The following is a 17,002-nucleotide window of genomic DNA, read 5'->3' as shown; positions in this document are numbered from 1 at the left end:
GTTACTCTTCGTCGAAACCCGCCTCAAACAGTTCGATCACGGCGGCCAGCGCCTGTTGCTCCTGCGGGCCGCTGGCTTCAATCTCAATATGACCGCCTTTAGCCGAATCGAGCATCAACAGGGCGATAACGCTGCTGGCTTCAGCTTCGGTGCCCGCCTCATTGCGTAGCAGCACTTCAGCATCAAAACTTTGTACCAGCTCAAACAGCTTCATGGCCGGGCGCGCATGCATGCCCAACTTATTTTTGATTTCAACGGTTTGCCTGACGGTCATGATTTGCGTTTTTCCAGCGTACGATGGCGGGACTGAACATTTTTCCCGCGTGAGCGGAAGTAATCCGCTAACTGTTCGGCAATATAAACAGAACGATGCTTACCGCCAGTACAGCCAATGGCGACGGTTAAGTAGCTGCGATTATTGGTTTCCAGCATTGGCAGCCAGAGTTCCAGATAACTGCGCGTCTGATAGATAAAGTTATGTACTTCCGTATGGCGATCGAGGAAGGCGGCCACGGGACGATCAAGGCCGGTCATCGGGCGCAGCTTTGGATCCCAATGGGGGTTCGGCAGAAAGCGCACGTCAAACACGTAATCGGCATCGATAGGAATACCGTGCTTGTAGCCAAACGACTCGAACACCATGGTCAGTTCACGCTCGCGTTTGCCGAGCAGGCGGGTACGCAACATTTCCGCTAATTCATGCACCGACATTTCCGAGGTATCAACAATCAGATCGGCGCGTGAGCGTAACGGCTCTAACAGATCGTTCTCTTCATCAATGGCGCTTTCCAGCGAAAGATTTTTACTGGAGAGCGGATGCAGACGACGCGTGTCGCTGTAGCGGCGGATCAAGGTATTGCGATCGGCATCCAGAAACAGCAGCTGAGGTGAAAAGCTATTGGGCAGGCTGGTTAACGCTTTTTCCAGCACGTCTGGCGATTCCGGCATATTGCGGACATCAATACTGACCGCCGCAGAAATATTGCGTTCGACCAGCGAGCTTGCCAGCTCCGGCAATAACGTGACCGGCAGGTTATCGACACAATAAAAACCCATATCTTCCAGCGCGCGTAACGCGACGGATTTCCCTGAGCCTGAACGACCGCTGACGATCATCAGCACCATTAAGTTATCTCCCCATTCAACCCGTGATAACCAGGCAACCCGGCACGGGCAAAAGTGCAAGCTGACTAATTAGTGATTTTCTTCTGGCGGCGCCGTGATGATTTCATACAGCTCTTCATCGCTTTGCGCAGCCCGCAAACGACGGCAAACGGTTTTGTCAGCCAGTCGTTTTGCTACCAGTGAAAGGGTATGTAGATGTGTTTTACATTGATCCGCCGGTACCAGCAAGGCAAACAGCAAATCCACCGGCTGGTTATCAATGGCGTCAAAAGCAATAGGTTGATCGAGGCGGATAAACACGCCAACGGCACGCAGCGTATCCTCTTCCAGCTTGCCATGAGGGATAGCAATACCGTTACCGATGCCGGTACTGCCCATGCGTTCGCGCGTCAGAATAGCTTCAAAAACTGTCTGATGGGGCAGGTTGAGCTGTTTGGCGGCCAGTTCACTGATGATTTCCAGTGCCCGCTTTTTACTCTGGCAATGCACGCCGCTGCGGGTACAGTCAAGACTAAGTACAGAGCTGAGTTCCAGTGAGAGTTCGTTATTCATCATAGTTTCACTTGCGTGTTCACATTTACTGGCATATCGCGCTACTTTACGCGTCTTGCAACGAGAAAAGCAGCAAAAACTTCGCCAGCCTGCGTGAATGGAAAAACGGGGCGAAAAAGCTCGCCCCCGGTCTGCGCATGTTACCGTATCCGGCAACGTAACGACCTGTTTTTCCTTCAGCGGTGTGAAGATTAGTGTTGTTTTAACTTGTCTTTATGTTTGGTTAGCTGGCGCGCCAACTTATCAATTAAGCCATCAATCGCCGCGTACATATCATCAGCTTCCGACGTTGCGTGCAGCTCGCCGCCGCTGACATGCACCGTCGCCTCCGCTATTTGCTGCACTCTTTCTACCTTTAGCACAATATGAACCTGGGTTATTCGGTCGGAATATTGCGCCAGCTTGGCAAATTTGGTGTTCACAAAATCACGTAAAGCGGTCGTGATTTCAACGTGTTGCCCGGTAATATTGAGTTGCATAGCGTCTTCCTTCTCAGTGATGATCAAACCAATTGTTTGCGCTGGTTTGATGGCGGGATGGATAAAGACTCGCGGTACTTCGCGACGGTGCGGCGCGCCACCATAATGCCTTGTTCAGACAACATGCTGGTCAGCTTACTGTCGCTTAGCGGTTTGGCGGGGTTTTCCGCCGAGATCAGCTTTTTCACCAGCGCACGAATGGCGGTGGACGACGCTTCGCCGCCGCCTTCGGTATTCACATGGCTGGAGAAAAAGTATTTCAGTTCGAAAATGCCGCGTGGGCTGTGCAGATATTTTTGCGTGGTAACGCGGGAAATGGTGGATTCATGCATATCAACGGCCTGCGCAATATCGGCCAGCACCATCGGACGCATAAATTCTTCGCCCTGTTCAAAAAAAGCCTGCTGCTGCTCAACAATGCAGCGCGTGACTTTTAACAGCGTATCGTTGCGGCTTTCCAGACTTTTAATCAGCCATTTCGCATCCTGCAAATTGGTGCGGATAAACTGACTATCGCTGTCGCTACGCGCTGAGCTGCCCAGCGCGGCATATTGCTGATTGATTTGCAGGCGGGGCACGCTGTCGCCGTTTAACTCAACCGTCCAGCGGTTGCCCGCTTTACGCACCAGCACATCAGGAATGACATATTCTGGCTCGCGGGTGTTAACTGACTGACCAGGGCGTGGATCCAGCGACTGAATCAGCGCCAGCGCGGCTTTCAGCACCTCTTCTTTCAGGCGCGTCACGCGCATCAGGCTGCGGAAGTCATGGTTCGCCAGCAGATCGAGATAGTGATCGACAATCAGCTGCGCCTCAGCAAGAAAAGGCGTATCGCGCGTGAATTGCGAAAGCTGCACCAGCAGGCAGTCACGCAGGTTACGCGCGCCGACGCCAACCGGATCGAAACGCTGAACGCGCTTCAGCACCGCTTCGACCTCATCCAGCGCCACATCCTCATCGCCGATGCTGTCGCGGATCTCATCCAGCGTCACGGTCAAATAGCCAGTATCGTCAATGGCATCGACAATTGAGGTGGCAATCGCGCGATCGGTATCGCTAAACGGCGTCAGCTCCACCTGCCACATCAGGTAATCCTGCAAGGTTTGCGTGGTCTCGCCCTGATAAACCGGTAGCTCATCATCACGATAATCATTGCCGGTGCCTGACGGCGTCCCGGCGGTATAGATTTCGTCCCAGGTGGCATCCAGCGGCAACTCTTCCGGCATATCCTTCTGCTCAAGCGCCTCACGCGTATCGAGCGCTTCGCTCTCGGCATACTCGCGTGTGTCGACTTCCTCATGGATATCGGTCTGCTCAAGCAACGGATTACTCTCCAGCGCCAGCTGTATCTCCTGTTGCAGTTCCAGCGTAGAAAGCTGCAGCAAACGAATCGCCTGCTGTAGCTGCGGCGTCATCGCCAGCTGTTGACTGAGCCTGAGTTGCAAACCTTGCTTCATATTCAGAATAAAGATTCCTGATAAAACACCGTGATAACTGACACCATATCAGAGTCTGAACTCTTCACCCAAGTAGACACGTTTCACTTGTTCGTCGGCGAGGATCGCTTCCGGCGTCCCATGGGCGATTAAACGCCCCTGACTGACGATGTAGGCGCGTTCGCACACCGCCAGCGTTTCACGCACGTTATGGTCGGTGATCAGTACGCCCAGCCCGCTGTCGCGCAGATGCTCGATAATCTTTTTGATATCGATAACGGAAATGGGGTCAACACCGGCAAAGGGCTCATCCAGCAGGATAAATTTAGGATTCGCCGCCAGCGCACGCGCGATTTCAACACGACGGCGCTCGCCGCCCGACAGCGCCTGGCCGAGACTATTGCGCAGATGCTCAATATGGAACTCTTCCATCAGCTCTTTGGCGCGATCTTCACGCTGCTCGGTGGTGAGATCGTCACGGATCTGCAGCACGGCCATCAGGTTGTCATAGACGCTCAGACGACGAAAGATCGAGGCTTCCTGCGGCAGGTAGCCAATGCCGCGTCGGGCGCGGGCGTGCAGCGGCAGAATACTGATATCTTCTTCATCGATAACGATACGCCCCGCATCACGCGGCACAATCCCCACCACCATATAAAACGTGGTAGTTTTGCCCGCCCCGTTCGGGCCGAGCAGGCCGACGATTTCGCCTGATTTAACCTGCAGACTGACATCTTCGACGACGCGACGGCCTTTATAAGCTTTTGCCAGATTTTCAGCGATAAGTGTTGCCATAGGGATCAGCGGCTCTTCTGTTGGCTGGGGGAGGAAGCGGGTTTGTCCTGCAACTGCGAAGGCACCAGCACCGTTGTGACACGCTTGTTATTGCCCTGGCTAAAGGCCTGCATTTTCTGCTCTTTAACCAGATAAGTGATGCGGTCGCCTTTGACATTGCTGTCCAGCTGCTCGATATAGGCATTGCCGGTAAGCTCAACGAAATCTTTCGCCAGCTCATAACGCATTTTTGCCGCATGGCCTTTTACCGGTTTGCCATCATCCTGTAGCTGATAAAAGGTAGCCGGGTTGCCATAGGCATCCACAATGGTTTTTTGGCTGTCGCCGCCGGGACGCGTGACCACCACCTTATCGGCGGTAATTTTAATCGAACCCTGGGTCACGATTACGTTGCCGGTAAAGGTGGCGACATTGCCCTGCATATCCAGCGCCTGATTGGCTGAGTCGATGTTAACCGGCTTTTCCGAGTCGCCGGTTAAGGCAAAGGCCGGAATGCTGGCGGCCAGCAGCGTGCCGAGTAGCAACAATTTAAGGCTTTGGTTGTTCATTGATTTCATAATTTGTTTTGACCTTTTCAATCAGCTCGGCCGTTTTCGTCCGTAAATTACCGCGCATCTTCATACCAGTGGAATTAAAGCTGCGGCCATAAAGAGTGACCTGGTCGTTGGACATCACATCCTGCGTCACCAGGTTTACCTGCGCATTATCGGTCTTGATTCGCTCAAGCTGGGCATCTTTAGCCAGGCTGTTCACTTCAACGTGACCATAGAGATAGAGCATGCGATCTTTTGTCAGTTTGGCCTTGTCGGCGCGTACTGACCAGGCCGGGATCTTATTTTCGTCGTAGGTGGTCATCAGCGGATTATCAAACCAGCTGATCTCATCGGCGGAAAAGTAGGTCACCTTATCCGACACCAGCTTATAGCTCAGGCTGCCGGTGGGGTTATAAACCACGGTACTGGAATTCGCGCTGGTATAGGTGGGTTCCTGGCCGTTTGTTTCCACCTGACCGCGATCGTCGTCGTTACCGGTAAGGTTCCAGCCGATCAAGATAATGGCAATCAACGTCAATAATAGCGTTATCCAACGCCTGGTTTTACTCATACCGATTGCCCTTTGGCATCATCAAACTTATCCTGGGCGATCAAAATAAGATCGCAGATTTCGCGTACGGCGCCGCGTCCACCGGCGATGCGGGTGACATAGCGGGCGCGCGCTAACAGCAGCGGATGGGCATCAACGACGGCAACGCTTAAGCCGACCTGCGCCATCACCGGCCAGTCAATTAAATCGTCGCCAATATAGGCAACCTGATCGGGCGTTAACGACAGTTTATCCAGAAGTTCCCGGAAGGCCAAAAGCTTATCGGACTGTCCCTGGTAAAGATGTGTAATGCCCAGCGTCTGGCAGCGATCTTCCAGCAGCTTAGCCCGACGGCCGGTAATAATGGCTACTTCGATATCGGAGGTCAGCAGGCAGCGGATGCCATAACCGTCGCGCACGTTAAACGCTTTTAGCTCTTCGCCGCTGTTGCCCATATAGATCAGGCCATCGGACATGACGCCATCAACATCACAGATCAGCAGGCGGATCGCACCAGCGCGTGTGATGACATCCTGGCTTACCGCGCCGTAGCAGGTTTCCACAACGTCTGTTTCTTGCCTCATTCTTGTTTCCATCCGGTTTATACTACGCCTGCGCGCAGCATGTCATGCATATGTACAATACCGATCAACCGATCGCCATCGGCGACCATCACGGCAGTGATATGCTTATTTTGCATCAGGTTTAGCGCATCCACGGCCAGCATGCCGGGTTTTACGCGGATGCCGCCCGGCGTCATGACGCTGGCGATTGAGGCATTTTGAAAATCGATGCCCATATCAAAGACGCGGCGTAAATCGCCATCGGTAAAAATCCCCTGGATATGCATCAGATCGTCGACAATCGCCGTCATACCGAGGTTTTTGCGCGTGATTTCCAGTAGCGCATCACGCAGTGAGGCTTCCTGGGTGACATGGGGAATCTCATCGCCGCCGTGCATAATATCACTGACGCGCAGTAACAGCTTACGGCCCAGCGCGCCGCCAGGGTGAGAAAGAGCAAAATCTTCGGCAGTAAAGCCGCGCGCCTTCAGCAGGGCTACCGCCAGCGCATCGCCCATGACCAGCGTCGCCGTGGTGCTGGAGGTCGGCGCCAGGCCCAGCGGACACGCTTCGTGCGGTACTTTAACACACAGATGCAGATCCGCGGCACGCGCCATGCTGCTGTCCGGGCGGCTGGTGATGCAAATCAGCGCCACTTTCAGCCGTTTCAGCACCGGGATCAGCGCCTGGATTTCGTTTGATTCGCCGGAGTTGGAAATCGCGATCACAATGTCGCTGCTGCTGACCATTCCCAGGTCGCCGTGGCTGGCTTCGGCGGGATGCACAAAAAAAGCGGGGGTGCCGGTGCTGGCAAAGGTTGCCGCCATTTTCTTGCCGATATGCCCCGATTTGCCCATGCCCATCACCACCACTTTTCCCTGGCAATAAAACATCATTTCGCAGGCGCGGGTAAAATCATCATTGATGTATTGATCGAGCTGTTCCAGCCCCTGGCGTTCAATTTCCAGCACTTCTTTACCGGCCTGCTGGAAATCAAATCCCGGCTCGAGCATGATGTGAGTCATTGATATTCAGTCCTTTATCCGTTGAGACTAAATGGCTGCAGGTAGAGTAGCGCTACCCAGGCAATAAAGCCGGCCAGTAAAATTGCCCCGGCGCGACGGCCAATACGACGGCTGCGCTGCAGGCAAATAAGCATAAACAGGGCGCTGACGCCCAGCATCACCCAGTAATCGCGCTCAAAAGCAGCGCTATCGAACGCGCCGGGCTGAATCAATGCCGGGAGCCCGAGCACAATAGCCAGATTATAAATGTTGGAGCCGATAAGGTTGCCGATGGCAATATCATCTTCCCCTTTTAATGCGCCCGCGATCACGGTTGCCAGCTCCGGCAGGCTGGTGCCAACTGAAATAATGGTTAAGCCAATCACCAGCTCGCTGACGCCAAAATAGTCGGCAATCACCGTGGCGTTATCGATCACCATGCGGGTCGACATTGGTAAAATAATCAACGCCACCGCCAGCCATAAAAAAGCCACCGTATTGCCTGAATCATCACGCGGTAGCTCAGCCAGCTGCTCCCGCGTCAGCGTATCGCTGTTATTGCGTTCCGCACGGCGGGCAATACGAATAATAAACAGCAGATAAAACAGGGCAAACGCCAGCAGCGCGACGCCGTCAATACGGCTGAGCTGGCTATCACACAGCATAAGGCCGCCCAGTAACGTTACCAGCAGCATCAGCGGCAGCTCGCGTCGCACCAGATTGGAATGCACCGTTAAAGGATGCAGCAGCGCCGCGCCGCCAAGAATAAGCAGGATATTGGTGATATTCGATCCCATCGCCGTGCCAACGGCCATATCCATCTGCCCATGCGTGGCGGCCGTAACGGAGACAATCAGCTCAGGCAGCGAGGTGCCGATGCCGACAATAGTCATACCGATAATCAGCGGAGGGATACCCAGCGAGCGACAGAGAATGGCGGCACTAAACACTAAACGATCGGCTCCATAGACCAGTAAAACTAAACCGATAACTAACAGTGCAGCGGCTAAAAGCATGAAAAATCCTTGGATCGGTTATACTCGTCGGTTTGCCAGACTCGTCATTTTGCAGGCGACAGAATGAATGGTGATGATTTTGACCGTCTGCGAGCAAAAAGTAAAACATATGCCGGTTTTCGCTATGATGAAGCGTCTGATTTCTGCAAAACTCGCGACTATTGTTAGTAGGGTGTGATTAACATAAATGATTTGCATCGCCTAAAATGGATAACAGAGGTATCAATGCAACAGCCATCCACGAATCTGGTTGAGGTCGACGGGGTAAGCTTTACCCGTGGTAATCGCACCATTTTCGACAATATCTCGTTAACGGTGCCCAAAGGGAAGGTTACCGCCATCATGGGTCCTTCCGGTATCGGTAAAACGACGTTACTGCGCCTGATTGGCGGCCAGCTGCAGCCTGATAGCGGTGATATCTGGTTCGACGGCGAAAATATTCCCCGGCTTTCCCGCTCGCGTTTGTATGAAACGCGCAAACGCATGAGCATGCTGTTTCAGTCCGGGGCGCTGTTTACCGACCTTAACGTTTATGAAAACGTTGCCTGGCCGCTGCGGGAGCATACGCGCTTGCCCGCGCCGCTGCTGCACAGCACGGTTATGATGAAGCTGGAAGCCGTAGGGCTGCGCGGCGCGGCCAAATTAATGCCTTCTGAGCTTTCCGGCGGTATGGCGCGCCGCGCCGCGCTGGCGCGCGCGATTGCGCTGGAGCCGGATCTGATCATGTTCGACGAGCCGTTTGTCGGCCAGGATCCGATCACCATGGGGGTGCTGGTGAAGCTGATAGATGAACTGAATCATTCACTGGGCATGACCTGCATTGTGGTTTCACATGATGTGCCTGAAGTCTTGAGCATCGCCGATTACGCCTATATTGTTGCAGGGCAAAAAATTATTGCTCAGGGAACCACGCAGGGGCTGCGGGAGAATCCTGACGCACGCGTACGCCAGTTCATCGATGGGATTGCTGATGGGCCGGTGCCTTTCCGCTATCCGGCCGGTGACTATTTTGCCGATTTGACCGGTTCAGGGAGTTAATAAGCTGATGTTTTTAAATGCGCTGGCGCTGCTGGGTCGCCAGGGGATCCAAACCTGTGCCTCGTTTGGCCGCGCCGGTCTGATGCTGTTTCACGCGCTGGCCGGCAAACCGCAATTTCGTAAACACGCTCCGCTGCTGGTAAAGCAGCTGTACAGCGTAGGCGTGCGCTCGTTACTGATTATTCTGGTGTCAGGGCTATTTATTGGCATGGTGCTGGGGTTGCAGGGCTTTCTGGTGCTAACTACCTACGGCGCGGAAACCAGTCTCGGTATGCTGGTGGCGCTGTCGCTTCTGCGCGAGCTGGGGCCGGTAGTGACGGCGCTGCTGTTTGCCGGACGCGCCGGATCGGCGTTAACCGCCGAAATTGGCCTGATGAAAGCCACGGAGCAGCTTTCCAGTATGGAGATGATGGCGGTCGATCCGCTGCGGCGGGTGATCTCGCCGCGCTTTTGGGCTGGCTTTATCAGTATGCCGCTGCTGGCGCTGATTTTTACCGCCGTGGGTATCTGGGGCGGGGCGCTGGTAGGCGTGAGCTGGAAAGGCATCGATACTGGATTTTTCTGGTCGGCGATGCAGAACGCGGTAGATTTCCGCACCGATATTATTAACTGCCTGATCAAGAGCGCGGTGTTTGCCCTTACGGTCACCTGGATCGCGTTGTTTAATGGCTATGATGCGATTCCGACCTCAGAAGGGATCAGCCGGGCCACCACGCGTACGGTAGTACACTCCTCACTGGCAGTACTTGGATTAGATTTTGTGCTGACGGCACTGATGTTTGGGAACTAAGACAATGCAAACGAAAAAAAGTGAAATTGGCGTTGGGGCGTTCATGCTGTTGGCGTTGATCGCGGTTCTGTTTCTCTGCCTGCGCGTCGCGGATGTGAAATCGCTGGGCACTGAGCCCACCTGGAAGCTTTATGCCACCTTCGACAATATCGGCGGGTTGAAAACCAGCTCTCCGGTTAAAATCGGCGGCGTGGTGATCGGCCGCGTGACGGAAATTTCGCTGGACGAGAAATCGCTGTTGCCGCGTGTCACCATGCAAATTGAAGATAAATACAATCACCTGCCCGATACCAGCTCGCTGGCGATTCGCACCCAGGGGCTGCTGGGTGAGCAGTATCTGGCGTTAAACGTAGGTTTTGACGATCCTGATATGGGCACCGCCATTCTTAAGGATGGCGATACGCTACAGGATACCAAGTCAGCGCTGGTGCTGGAGGACCTGATTGGTCAGTTCCTGTATAAGAGCGGCGACGATAAATCCACTAACCAACAGGAACCCAACGCGCCTGCGGCTCCTGTTTCGGATAACCCGGTACAACCTTAAGAGGCTATACGTATGTTTAAACGTTTACTGATGGTCGCGATGCTGGTGATCGCACCGCTGGCGGCAACGGCGGCAGACCAAACCAACCCTTACAAGCTGATGGATGAGGCGGCGGCAAAAACCTTTACCCGTTTGAAAAACGAGCAGCCGAAAATCAAGCAGGATCCTAACTATCTGCGCGACATCGTACGTCAGGAGCTGCTGCCTTATGTACAGGTAAAATATGCCGGCGCGCTGGTGCTGGGCCGCTACTATCGTGAAGCGACACCGGCGCAGCGTGAAGCCTATTTCGCCGCGTTTGGCGACTATCTCGCCCAGGCCTACGGCCAGGCGCTGGCGCTCTATCATGGACAAACCTATCAAATCGCGCCGGAACAGCCGCTGAACGATGCGAAGATCGTGGCGATTCGCGTCAGCATTATCGATCCCAACGGTCGTCCTCCGGTTCGTCTGGATTTCCAGTGGCGTAAAAACAGCCGCACCGGCGAATGGCAGGCGTATGACATGATCGCCGAAGGGATCAGCATGATCACCACCAAACAGAATGAGTGGAGCGACATTCTGCGTACCAAAGGCATCGATGGACTGACGCAGCAGCTGAAAAAATATGCCGCGCAGCCTATCACGCTGGATCAGAACCAAAATGGCTGATCTTCTGAGTTGGCAGGTGGAGGCAACAACGCTCTATCTGCGCGGTGAGCTTGATCGCGAGACGCTACTCAGCCTGTGGCAACAGCGGGAAACCACCATGCAAAACATTGCGGTGATCGACGTTTCCGGGCTGCAGCGCGTGGATTCCGCCGGGTTAGCGCTGCTGGTGCATCTGCGTCAGATTGCGCAACAGCAGGGCGCCAGCCCGGTTTTCAGCGGCGTGACAGATAAATTACGCTCTCTGATTACGCTCTATAATCTACAGCAGATTATTGTTTCTGCTGAAAATCCTGCCTGAATGCGTTAGATATTCCCGTAAGCCCCTGCAATGTCAGGGGCTTTTTGTTTGTTTAAGATAAATGCGCTTTCAACTAATATGACAGCCTGTTTATCATCAACCGAATGTAAAAAAATCATGGAAAATAGCGAAATTCAGACAGTGCTAATGAACGCACTGCCATTAAAAGAAGTGCATGTGAGCGGTGACGGCAGCCATTTTCAGGTTATCGCCGTTGGCGAATTATTCGCTGAGCTGAGCCGCGTGAAAAAACAGCAAACGGTCTACGCGCCGTTGATGGAATATATCGCTGATAACCGTATTCATGCCGTATCCATCAAAACCTACACGCCCGAAGAGTGGGAACGCGATCGTAAGCTAAACGGTTTTTAAGCCGTTGAGGCGGCTTATGGTCCGCCGCTCAATGGCCTTTTCAGTTCTGACAACAGAGAGCAGTTGCAATGGATAAATTTCGTGTACAGGGTCCAACCCGGCTAAGCGGTGAAGTCACCATCTCCGGCGCTAAAAATGCCGCGCTGCCGATCCTGTTCGCCGCTCTGCTGGCTGAAGAGCCGGTAGAGATTCAGAATGTCCCGAAGCTGAAGGACATTGATACCACCATGAAGCTGCTCAGCCAGCTTGGGGTGAAAGCAGAGCGTAATGGCTCGGTGCATCTCGATGCCAGTAAGGTTGATATCTATTGCGCCCCTTATGAGCTGGTGAAAACCATGCGCGCCTCGATTTGGGCGCTGGGGCCGCTGGTGGCGCGTTTTGGTCAGGGACAGGTTTCTCTGCCTGGCGGCTGCGCTATCGGCGCGCGTCCGGTTGATTTGCATATCACCGGCCTGGAGCAGCTGGGCGCGGAAATCAAGCTGGAAGAGGGCTATGTAAAAGCGTCAGTGAATGGGCGGCTGAAAGGCGCGCATATTGTCATGGACAAAGTCAGCGTCGGCGCGACCGTCACCATTATGTCTGCGGCAACCCTGGCGACCGGCACCACCGTGATCGAAAACGCCGCCCGCGAGCCGGAAATCGTCGATACGGCGAACTTCCTGAATACGCTGGGCGCGAAAATCAGCGGTGCGGGCAGCGATCGCATTACGATTGAAGGCGTTGAGCGTTTAGGCGGCGGCGTCTATCGCGTCCTGCCCGATCGCATTGAAACGGGCACCTTCCTGGTTGCTGCGGCGATTTCCGGCGGCAAGGTGGTTTGTCATAAAACGCAGCCTGATACGCTGGATGCGGTACTGGCGAAGCTGCGTGAGGCCGGTGCGGAAATCCAAACCGGCGAAGACTGGATCAGTCTGGATATGCACGGCAAGCGCCCTAAAGCGGTGAACGTGCGTACCGCGCCGCATCCGGGTTTCCCAACCGATATGCAGGCGCAGTTTACGCTGTTGAACCTGGTGGCGGAAGGAACCGGCGTGATTATCGAAACCATTTTCGAAAACCGGTTTATGCATATCCCTGAGCTGATTCGTATGGGCGCCCATGCGGAAATTGAAAGCAATACGGCGATTTGCTACGGCGTCGATAAGCTGTCTGGTGCGCAGGTGATGGCAACGGATTTACGTGCTTCCGCCAGCCTGGTATTGGCCGGTTGTATCGCTGAAGGCACCACCATTGTCGATCGTATTTATCATATTGATCGCGGCTATGAGCACATCGAAGACAAGCTGATCGCCATGGGCGCAAATATTGAGCGTGTGAAAGGCGAGTAAGCAGCGGTTCTGAAGTGTGGCATTGCATAAAACAGCTCCCGTATTCGGGGGCTGTTTTTTTTTGGGGCTTAATGGATTCAGGAGCGTGAACGGATCAGCTTTTTGCGGTCAATCAGCTTATTGGTCAGGGGATCGTAATAGCGACTGGGCCAGATCTCTGCCGGATGAACCGCAATCGCCTCAGCAATTAACCACTCCCCCTTGGGCCAGGGGCGATTGAGCGCGTTAGCCAGCGTTGATGAACTCAGGCCAGCCTTGCGTGAAACGGCGGCAAGAGAGGTTCCTCTGCGGTGCAGGGCAGCGATAATATCCGCAGTATGCCAGTCTTGTCTGGACTTGGCCTTATTCACATTACTCATAGCGCACTTCTCCCTATGCTGGTTTCGCGTGACGAAAAAATTCGGCGTTTTTTAGAAACTTTACGGTAAATGAATCAGAGGAAAGAGTATATTTAGTTTTGTTAATCAGACTCCTGCTTACCGTTGGGTGGTTTTTTATAGCAAACAGCATCCGCTTATTTCCAGTAAATTCCAAATGTCGCAAGAGAAATGTGTCTCTCTTCGCAAAAGCCAGGCGGAGATTGCAAACGGGAAGGGGAAAAGAGAGAGCGGGAGCCTGATATAGCGCTCCCTTGACCTGTCAGGAGTCGCGCTGTACGGCCATATGCGCAAGCGCTTCCAGCGCGCTGCGCCAGGGGGATTCTGGCAGCGCCTGCAGGGCGGCGATCGCTTTATCCGCTTCTTCCTCAGCCCGCACGCGTGTCCACTCCAGCGAGCCGCACTGACGCATCGCTTCCAGCACCGGATCCAGCAGATGACGGCCATTGCCCTGTTCGATCGCTTCGCGGATCATTGCGGTCTGTTGCGGATCGCCGTGGCGCATGGCGTGCAGCAGCGGCAGGGTCGGCTTGCCTTCGCTTAGATCGTCGCCAACATTTTTGCCCAGCGTTTGTCCATCAGCGCTGTAATCAAGCAGATCGTCAATCAGCTGAAACGCGGTGCCCAGATAGCGACCATAATCCTGTAAGCCCTGCTCCTGCGCCTCGGTAGCGCCCGCCAGGATACCGGAAGATTGCGCCGCCGCCTCGAACAGGCGCGCCGTTTTGCTGTAAATCACCCGCATATAGCTCTCTTCGGTAATATCCGGGTCATTACAGTTCATCAGCTGCAACACTTCGCCTTCGGCGATAACGTTTACCGCTTCCGACATCAGCCCCAGAATGCGCAGCGAGCCGAGGCTGGTCATCATTTGGAAAGCGCGGGTATAGATAAAATCCCCCACCAGCACGCTGGCCGCGTTGCCAAACGCCGCATTGGCGGTCGCTTTCCCACGGCGCATATCGGATTCATCAACCACATCATCATGCAGCAGCGTCGCAGTATGAATAAATTCAATCAGCGCGGCGATGGTCACATGCTGTTTGCCCTGATAATCGAGCGCGCGTGCCGCGAGAATGGCAATCATTGGACGAATACGCTTTCCGCCGCCGCTGATAATGTAGTAACCCAACTGATTGATGAGCGAAACATCTGAATTCAGCTGTGAGAGGATGGTCTCGTTGACGGCCGCCATGTCTTGTGCGGTTAATTCATTAATTTGTTCTAAATTCATCAGTCTGTTCAGCTATTGCTCTGTTCAGCGCCATGTTAAGCGACTTTGCCCATGTCTGTGCCACGTAATGTATTACAGATTGTACTTGAAAAACGAGGCTCTTGAATCCTGAGTATGGCGCTGCGTTTTTTTTCTGCAATCCTTTGCTATGTCCTCTTGTCAACGCAGGGATTTTTGCGTAGAATTCGCGCCCTATTGTGAATATTTATCGCGCCGCCTGACAATTGAAGAAGGTAAGCGCAGAAGCGGAGTTTTATATGTACGCGGTTTTCCAAAGTGGTGGCAAACAACACCGAGTAAGCGAAGGTCAAACCGTTCGCCTGGAAAAGCTGGACATCGCAACCGGCGAAACTATTGAGTTCGATCAGGTTCTGATGATTGCAAACGGTGACGACGTTACAATCGGCGCACCGCTGGTTTCAGGTGGCGTGATCAAAGCAGAAGTTGTTGCTCATGGTCGTGGCGAGAAAATTAAGATCGTTAAGTTTCGTCGTCGTAAACACCATCGTAAGCAGCAGGGCCACCGTCAGTGGTTCACTGATGTGAAAATCACTGGCATCAGCGCCTGAGAGGAGATCTGACAAATGGCACACAAAAAGGCTGGCGGCTCAACACGTAACGGTCGCGACTCTAATGCACAGCGCCTGGGCGTAAAACGTTTCGGCGGTGAATCTGTACTGGCTGGCAACATCATCGTTCGTCAGCGTGGCACCAAGTTCCACGCAGGCACCAACGTTGGTCTGGGCCGTGACCACACTCTGTTTGCAACTGCAGACGGTAAAGTGAAATTTGAAGTTAAAGGCCCGAACAACCGTAAATACGTCAGCATCGTTGCTGAGTAAGGTTGTCGTGCTGCAGGCTGATTAATCTGCCTGCCAGAGAATGAAAGCCCCGCAGAATATTGCGGGGCTTTTTACATTTTAGGCTTGCCTGATTTGCTGTACAATTTACGTACAGTCTTTCCGCAACGGGTCATCGCTTATGGCCTCGGCGGAATAAAGCCGCACCGGTTTTCCGGTCGCCAGGTGAATGATTTACGGAGAAGGTAAATGAAGTTTGTTGATGAAGCGACGATTCTGGTCGTTGCAGGTGACGGCGGTAATGGTTGCGTCAGCTTCCGTCGCGAAAAATATATTCCGAAAGGTGGCCCGGACGGCGGCGACGGCGGCGACGGCGGCGATGTCTATCTGCTGGCCGATGAAAACTTGAACACGCTGATCGACTACCGCTTTGAAAAATCTTTCCGCGCAGAACGCGGGCAGAACGGACAGAGCCGTGACTGTACCGGTAAACGCGGTAAAGATATCGTGATTAAAGTGCCGGTCGGCACACGCATTATCGATCAGGGCACCGGTGAAACGTTGGGCGATCTGACGCGTCATGAGCAAAAGCTGATGGTAGCGAAGGGCGGCTGGCACGGCCTGGGCAACACGCGCTTTAAATCCTCGGTTAACCGTACCCCGCGACAGAAAACCATGGGTACGCCGGGCGAGAAGCGCGATCTGCAGCTGGAGCTGATGCTGCTGGCCGATGTGGGCATGTTAGGCCTGCCGAACGCCGGTAAATCGACCTTTATCCGTGCGGTTTCTGCCGCCAAGCCGAAAGTGGCCGATTATCCCTTTACCACCCTGGTGCCAAGCCTGGGCGTGGTACGAATGGATAACGAACAGAGCTTTGTGGTTGCCGATATTCCCGGCCTGATTGAAGGTGCTGCCGACGGCGCGGGCCTGGGTATTCGCTTCCTGAAGCATCTGGAGCGCTGTCGCGTTCTGCTGCACCTGATCGACCTGGCGCCCATTGATGAATCCGATCCGGTAGAAAACGCCCGCATCATTCTTGGCGAGCTGCAGAAATACAGCGAAAAACTGTATAACAAGCCGCGCTGGCTGGTCTTCAACAAAGTTGATTTGTTGAGTAAAGAAGAAGCGGAAACGCGCGCGCAAGCGATTGTCGAAGCGCTTGGCTGGGATGAGAAACATTATCTTATCTCTGCCGCTAGTCAGACCGGCGTGAACGCGCTGTGCTGGGATGTGATGTCCTTCCTGAACGCCAACCCTAAAGAGGCGGAAGAGGAAGAGAAGAAACCTGAGAAAGCCGAGTTCATGTGGGACGATTACCACCGTGAAACGCTGGAACAGGCGGAAGAAGAAGTGGATGAAGATTGGGATGATGACTGGGATGAAGATGACGACGAAGGCGTCGAAATCATCTATCAGCATTAATCTACTCCGTCAACGCAGCCCGGCTTATCGCCGGGCTTTTTTTTATGCTTTTTTCACCATGGACAGCAAGCAGTAGCGCAACGGTAAAGAAAATG

General features: G+C 53.9%; 23 protein-coding genes. 10 read left to right on the top strand and 13 right to left on the bottom strand.

Annotated elements, in window-relative coordinates; genetic code table 11:
* Position 1 precedes the first annotated feature (1 nt).
* From npr to J2X14_RS09850, 11 genes are all read right to left on the bottom strand, one after another.
* Positions 2–274 carry a PTS phosphocarrier protein NPr gene (gene npr, locus J2X14_RS09900; RefSeq protein ID WP_249893180.1) on the bottom strand — a complete coding sequence of 91 codons (273 nt, stop codon included), beginning with the start codon at positions 272–274 and terminating at the stop codon, positions 2–4.
* On the bottom strand, positions 271–1,125 hold the full coding sequence (rapZ, locus tag J2X14_RS09895; RefSeq protein ID WP_352411031.1) for an RNase adapter RapZ: 855 nt from the start codon (positions 1,123–1,125) through the stop codon (positions 271–273). Before rapZ ends, npr begins: the two co-directional genes overlap by 4 nt.
* A 69-nt stretch (positions 1,126–1,194) precedes the next feature.
* A complete protein-coding gene (ptsN, locus tag J2X14_RS09890; protein WP_352411095.1) occupies positions 1,195–1,677 on the bottom strand; it encodes a PTS IIA-like nitrogen regulatory protein PtsN in 483 nt (160 codons plus the stop codon).
* 191 nt (positions 1,678–1,868) lie between these two features.
* Positions 1,869–2,156: a ribosome hibernation promoting factor gene (gene hpf / locus J2X14_RS09885; RefSeq protein WP_352411030.1), complete on the bottom strand. Its 288-nt coding sequence runs from the start codon at positions 2,154–2,156 to the stop codon at positions 1,869–1,871.
* 23 nt (positions 2,157–2,179) lie between these two features.
* On the bottom strand, positions 2,180–3,613 hold the full coding sequence (rpoN, locus tag J2X14_RS09880) for an RNA polymerase factor sigma-54 (RefSeq protein WP_352411029.1): 1,434 nt from the start codon (positions 3,611–3,613) through the stop codon (positions 2,180–2,182).
* A gap of 48 nt (positions 3,614–3,661) precedes the next feature.
* Positions 3,662–4,387, bottom strand: a complete 726-nt coding sequence (gene lptB / locus J2X14_RS09875) for an LPS export ABC transporter ATP-binding protein (protein ID WP_352411028.1) — start codon at positions 4,385–4,387, stop codon at positions 3,662–3,664.
* 5 nt (positions 4,388–4,392) lie between these two features.
* Entirely contained in the window at positions 4,393–4,944 is a 552-nt protein-coding gene (lptA, locus tag J2X14_RS09870; protein WP_352411027.1) for a lipopolysaccharide ABC transporter substrate-binding protein LptA, read from the bottom strand.
* Complete coding sequence (gene lptC / locus J2X14_RS09865; protein WP_352411026.1) at positions 4,916–5,491, bottom strand: LPS export ABC transporter periplasmic protein LptC; 576 nt, start codon at positions 5,489–5,491, stop codon at positions 4,916–4,918. Before lptC ends, lptA begins: the two co-directional genes overlap by 29 nt.
* Positions 5,488–6,054, bottom strand: coding sequence for a 3-deoxy-manno-octulosonate-8-phosphatase KdsC (gene kdsC, locus J2X14_RS09860; protein WP_352411025.1), 567 nt, complete (start codon positions 6,052–6,054; stop codon positions 5,488–5,490). The genes lptC and kdsC overlap by 4 nt, the downstream gene beginning before the upstream one ends.
* A 17-nt stretch (positions 6,055–6,071) precedes the next feature.
* Complete coding sequence (gene kdsD / locus J2X14_RS09855; protein WP_352411024.1) at positions 6,072–7,058, bottom strand: arabinose-5-phosphate isomerase KdsD; 987 nt, start codon at positions 7,056–7,058, stop codon at positions 6,072–6,074.
* A 14-nt stretch (positions 7,059–7,072) separates the two neighbouring features.
* Positions 7,073–8,053, bottom strand: coding sequence for a calcium/sodium antiporter (locus tag J2X14_RS09850; protein WP_352411023.1), 981 nt, complete (start codon positions 8,051–8,053; stop codon positions 7,073–7,075).
* Between the two features lie 225 nt (positions 8,054–8,278).
* On the opposite strand from J2X14_RS09850, the gene mlaF reads away from it, so the two are divergent.
* The 7 genes from mlaF (at position 8,279) to murA (ending at position 13,074) form a co-directional block, all read left to right on the top strand.
* Positions 8,279–9,091, top strand: a complete 813-nt coding sequence (gene mlaF / locus J2X14_RS09845) for a phospholipid ABC transporter ATP-binding protein MlaF (protein WP_352411022.1) — start codon at positions 8,279–8,281, stop codon at positions 9,089–9,091.
* Positions 9,092–9,098: 7 nt separating this feature from the next.
* Positions 9,099–9,881 (top strand): lipid asymmetry maintenance ABC transporter permease subunit MlaE, encoded by a 783-nt coding sequence (gene mlaE / locus J2X14_RS09840; RefSeq protein WP_352411021.1) that lies wholly within the window; start codon positions 9,099–9,101, stop codon positions 9,879–9,881.
* A 4-nt stretch (positions 9,882–9,885) separates the two neighbouring features.
* On the top strand, positions 9,886–10,425 hold the full coding sequence (mlaD, locus tag J2X14_RS09835) for an outer membrane lipid asymmetry maintenance protein MlaD (protein WP_352411020.1): 540 nt from the start codon (positions 9,886–9,888) through the stop codon (positions 10,423–10,425).
* A gap of 12 nt (positions 10,426–10,437) precedes the next feature.
* Positions 10,438–11,076 (top strand): phospholipid-binding protein MlaC, encoded by a 639-nt coding sequence (gene mlaC / locus J2X14_RS09830; protein WP_352411019.1) that lies wholly within the window; start codon positions 10,438–10,440, stop codon positions 11,074–11,076.
* Positions 11,069–11,374 carry a lipid asymmetry maintenance protein MlaB gene (mlaB, locus tag J2X14_RS09825; RefSeq protein WP_352411018.1) on the top strand — a complete coding sequence of 102 codons (306 nt, stop codon included), beginning with the start codon at positions 11,069–11,071 and terminating at the stop codon, positions 11,372–11,374. The genes mlaC and mlaB overlap by 8 nt, the downstream gene beginning before the upstream one ends.
* Positions 11,375–11,491: 117 nt before the next feature.
* The gene (ibaG, locus tag J2X14_RS09820; RefSeq protein ID WP_103060619.1) at positions 11,492–11,746 is read left to right on the top strand and encodes a BolA family iron metabolism protein IbaG; all 255 of its coding nucleotides are present in this window, start codon (positions 11,492–11,494) and stop codon (positions 11,744–11,746) included.
* A 68-nt stretch (positions 11,747–11,814) separates the two neighbouring features.
* On the top strand, positions 11,815–13,074 hold the full coding sequence (gene murA, locus J2X14_RS09815) for a UDP-N-acetylglucosamine 1-carboxyvinyltransferase (RefSeq protein ID WP_352411017.1): 1,260 nt from the start codon (positions 11,815–11,817) through the stop codon (positions 13,072–13,074).
* Positions 13,075–13,151: 77 nt separating this feature from the next.
* On the opposite strand, the gene J2X14_RS09810 is transcribed toward murA, so the two are convergent.
* On the bottom strand, positions 13,152–13,433 hold the full coding sequence (locus J2X14_RS09810) for a helix-turn-helix domain-containing protein (protein WP_352411016.1): 282 nt from the start codon (positions 13,431–13,433) through the stop codon (positions 13,152–13,154).
* Positions 13,434–13,713: 280 nt separating this feature from the next.
* Positions 13,714–14,685, bottom strand: coding sequence for an octaprenyl diphosphate synthase (gene ispB / locus J2X14_RS09805; RefSeq protein ID WP_352411015.1), 972 nt, complete (start codon positions 14,683–14,685; stop codon positions 13,714–13,716).
* A gap of 257 nt (positions 14,686–14,942) precedes the next feature.
* On the opposite strand from ispB, the gene rplU reads away from it, so the two are divergent.
* From rplU to cgtA, 3 genes are all read left to right on the top strand, one after another.
* Complete coding sequence (gene rplU / locus J2X14_RS09800) at positions 14,943–15,254, top strand: 50S ribosomal protein L21 (RefSeq protein ID WP_085068300.1); 312 nt, start codon at positions 14,943–14,945, stop codon at positions 15,252–15,254.
* Between the two features lie 15 nt (positions 15,255–15,269).
* Positions 15,270–15,527, top strand: a complete 258-nt coding sequence (gene rpmA, locus J2X14_RS09795; RefSeq protein ID WP_249893197.1) for a 50S ribosomal protein L27 — start codon at positions 15,270–15,272, stop codon at positions 15,525–15,527.
* Between the two features lie 207 nt (positions 15,528–15,734).
* The gene (gene cgtA / locus J2X14_RS09790; protein WP_352411014.1) at positions 15,735–16,907 is read left to right on the top strand and encodes an Obg family GTPase CgtA; all 1,173 of its coding nucleotides are present in this window, start codon (positions 15,735–15,737) and stop codon (positions 16,905–16,907) included.
* Positions 16,908–17,002: the final 95 nt, after the last annotated feature.

The sequence above is a fragment of the Mixta sp. BE291 genome (assembly GCF_031457955.1).
Classification (GTDB): Bacteria; Pseudomonadota; Gammaproteobacteria; order Enterobacterales; family Enterobacteriaceae; genus Mixta.
Note: the sequence above shows the minus strand (reverse complement) of the source record. Positions and strands in the feature narration are given on the sequence as shown.

What these genes read in the sequence shown, in the direction of transcription:
- npr (WP_249893180.1), bottom strand. Translation starts at nt 274, where the DNA reads ATGACCGTCAGGCAAACCGTTGAAATCAAAAATAAGTTGGGCATGCAT.
- rapZ (WP_352411031.1), bottom strand. Translation starts at nt 1,125, where the DNA reads ATGGTGCTGATGATCGTCAGCGGTCGTTCAGGCTCAGGGAAATCCGTC.
- ptsN (WP_352411095.1), bottom strand. Translation starts at nt 1,677, where the DNA reads ATGAATAACGAACTCTCACTGGAACTCAGCTCTGTACTTAGTCTTGAC.
- hpf (WP_352411030.1), bottom strand. Translation starts at nt 2,156, where the DNA reads ATGCAACTCAATATTACCGGGCAACACGTTGAAATCACGACCGCTTTA.
- rpoN (WP_352411029.1), bottom strand. Translation starts at nt 3,613, where the DNA reads ATGAAGCAAGGTTTGCAACTCAGGCTCAGTCAACAGCTGGCGATGACG.
- lptB (WP_352411028.1), bottom strand. Translation starts at nt 4,387, where the DNA reads ATGGCAACACTTATCGCTGAAAATCTGGCAAAAGCTTATAAAGGCCGT.
- lptA (WP_352411027.1), bottom strand. Translation starts at nt 4,944, where the DNA reads ATGAAATCAATGAACAACCAAAGCCTTAAATTGTTGCTACTCGGCACG.
- lptC (WP_352411026.1), bottom strand. Translation starts at nt 5,491, where the DNA reads ATGAGTAAAACCAGGCGTTGGATAACGCTATTATTGACGTTGATTGCC.
- kdsC (WP_352411025.1), bottom strand. Translation starts at nt 6,054, where the DNA reads ATGAGGCAAGAAACAGACGTTGTGGAAACCTGCTACGGCGCGGTAAGC.
- kdsD (WP_352411024.1), bottom strand. Translation starts at nt 7,058, where the DNA reads ATGACTCACATCATGCTCGAGCCGGGATTTGATTTCCAGCAGGCCGGT.
- J2X14_RS09850 (WP_352411023.1), bottom strand. Translation starts at nt 8,053, where the DNA reads ATGCTTTTAGCCGCTGCACTGTTAGTTATCGGTTTAGTTTTACTGGTC.
- mlaF (WP_352411022.1), top strand. Translation starts at nt 8,279, where the DNA reads ATGCAACAGCCATCCACGAATCTGGTTGAGGTCGACGGGGTAAGCTTT.
- mlaE (WP_352411021.1), top strand. Translation starts at nt 9,099, where the DNA reads ATGTTTTTAAATGCGCTGGCGCTGCTGGGTCGCCAGGGGATCCAAACC.
- mlaD (WP_352411020.1), top strand. Translation starts at nt 9,886, where the DNA reads ATGCAAACGAAAAAAAGTGAAATTGGCGTTGGGGCGTTCATGCTGTTG.
- mlaC (WP_352411019.1), top strand. Translation starts at nt 10,438, where the DNA reads ATGTTTAAACGTTTACTGATGGTCGCGATGCTGGTGATCGCACCGCTG.
- mlaB (WP_352411018.1), top strand. Translation starts at nt 11,069, where the DNA reads ATGGCTGATCTTCTGAGTTGGCAGGTGGAGGCAACAACGCTCTATCTG.
- ibaG (WP_103060619.1), top strand. Translation starts at nt 11,492, where the DNA reads ATGGAAAATAGCGAAATTCAGACAGTGCTAATGAACGCACTGCCATTA.
- murA (WP_352411017.1), top strand. Translation starts at nt 11,815, where the DNA reads ATGGATAAATTTCGTGTACAGGGTCCAACCCGGCTAAGCGGTGAAGTC.
- J2X14_RS09810 (WP_352411016.1), bottom strand. Translation starts at nt 13,433, where the DNA reads ATGAGTAATGTGAATAAGGCCAAGTCCAGACAAGACTGGCATACTGCG.
- ispB (WP_352411015.1), bottom strand. Translation starts at nt 14,685, where the DNA reads ATGAATTTAGAACAAATTAATGAATTAACCGCACAAGACATGGCGGCC.
- rplU (WP_085068300.1), top strand. Translation starts at nt 14,943, where the DNA reads ATGTACGCGGTTTTCCAAAGTGGTGGCAAACAACACCGAGTAAGCGAA.
- rpmA (WP_249893197.1), top strand. Translation starts at nt 15,270, where the DNA reads ATGGCACACAAAAAGGCTGGCGGCTCAACACGTAACGGTCGCGACTCT.
- cgtA (WP_352411014.1), top strand. Translation starts at nt 15,735, where the DNA reads ATGAAGTTTGTTGATGAAGCGACGATTCTGGTCGTTGCAGGTGACGGC.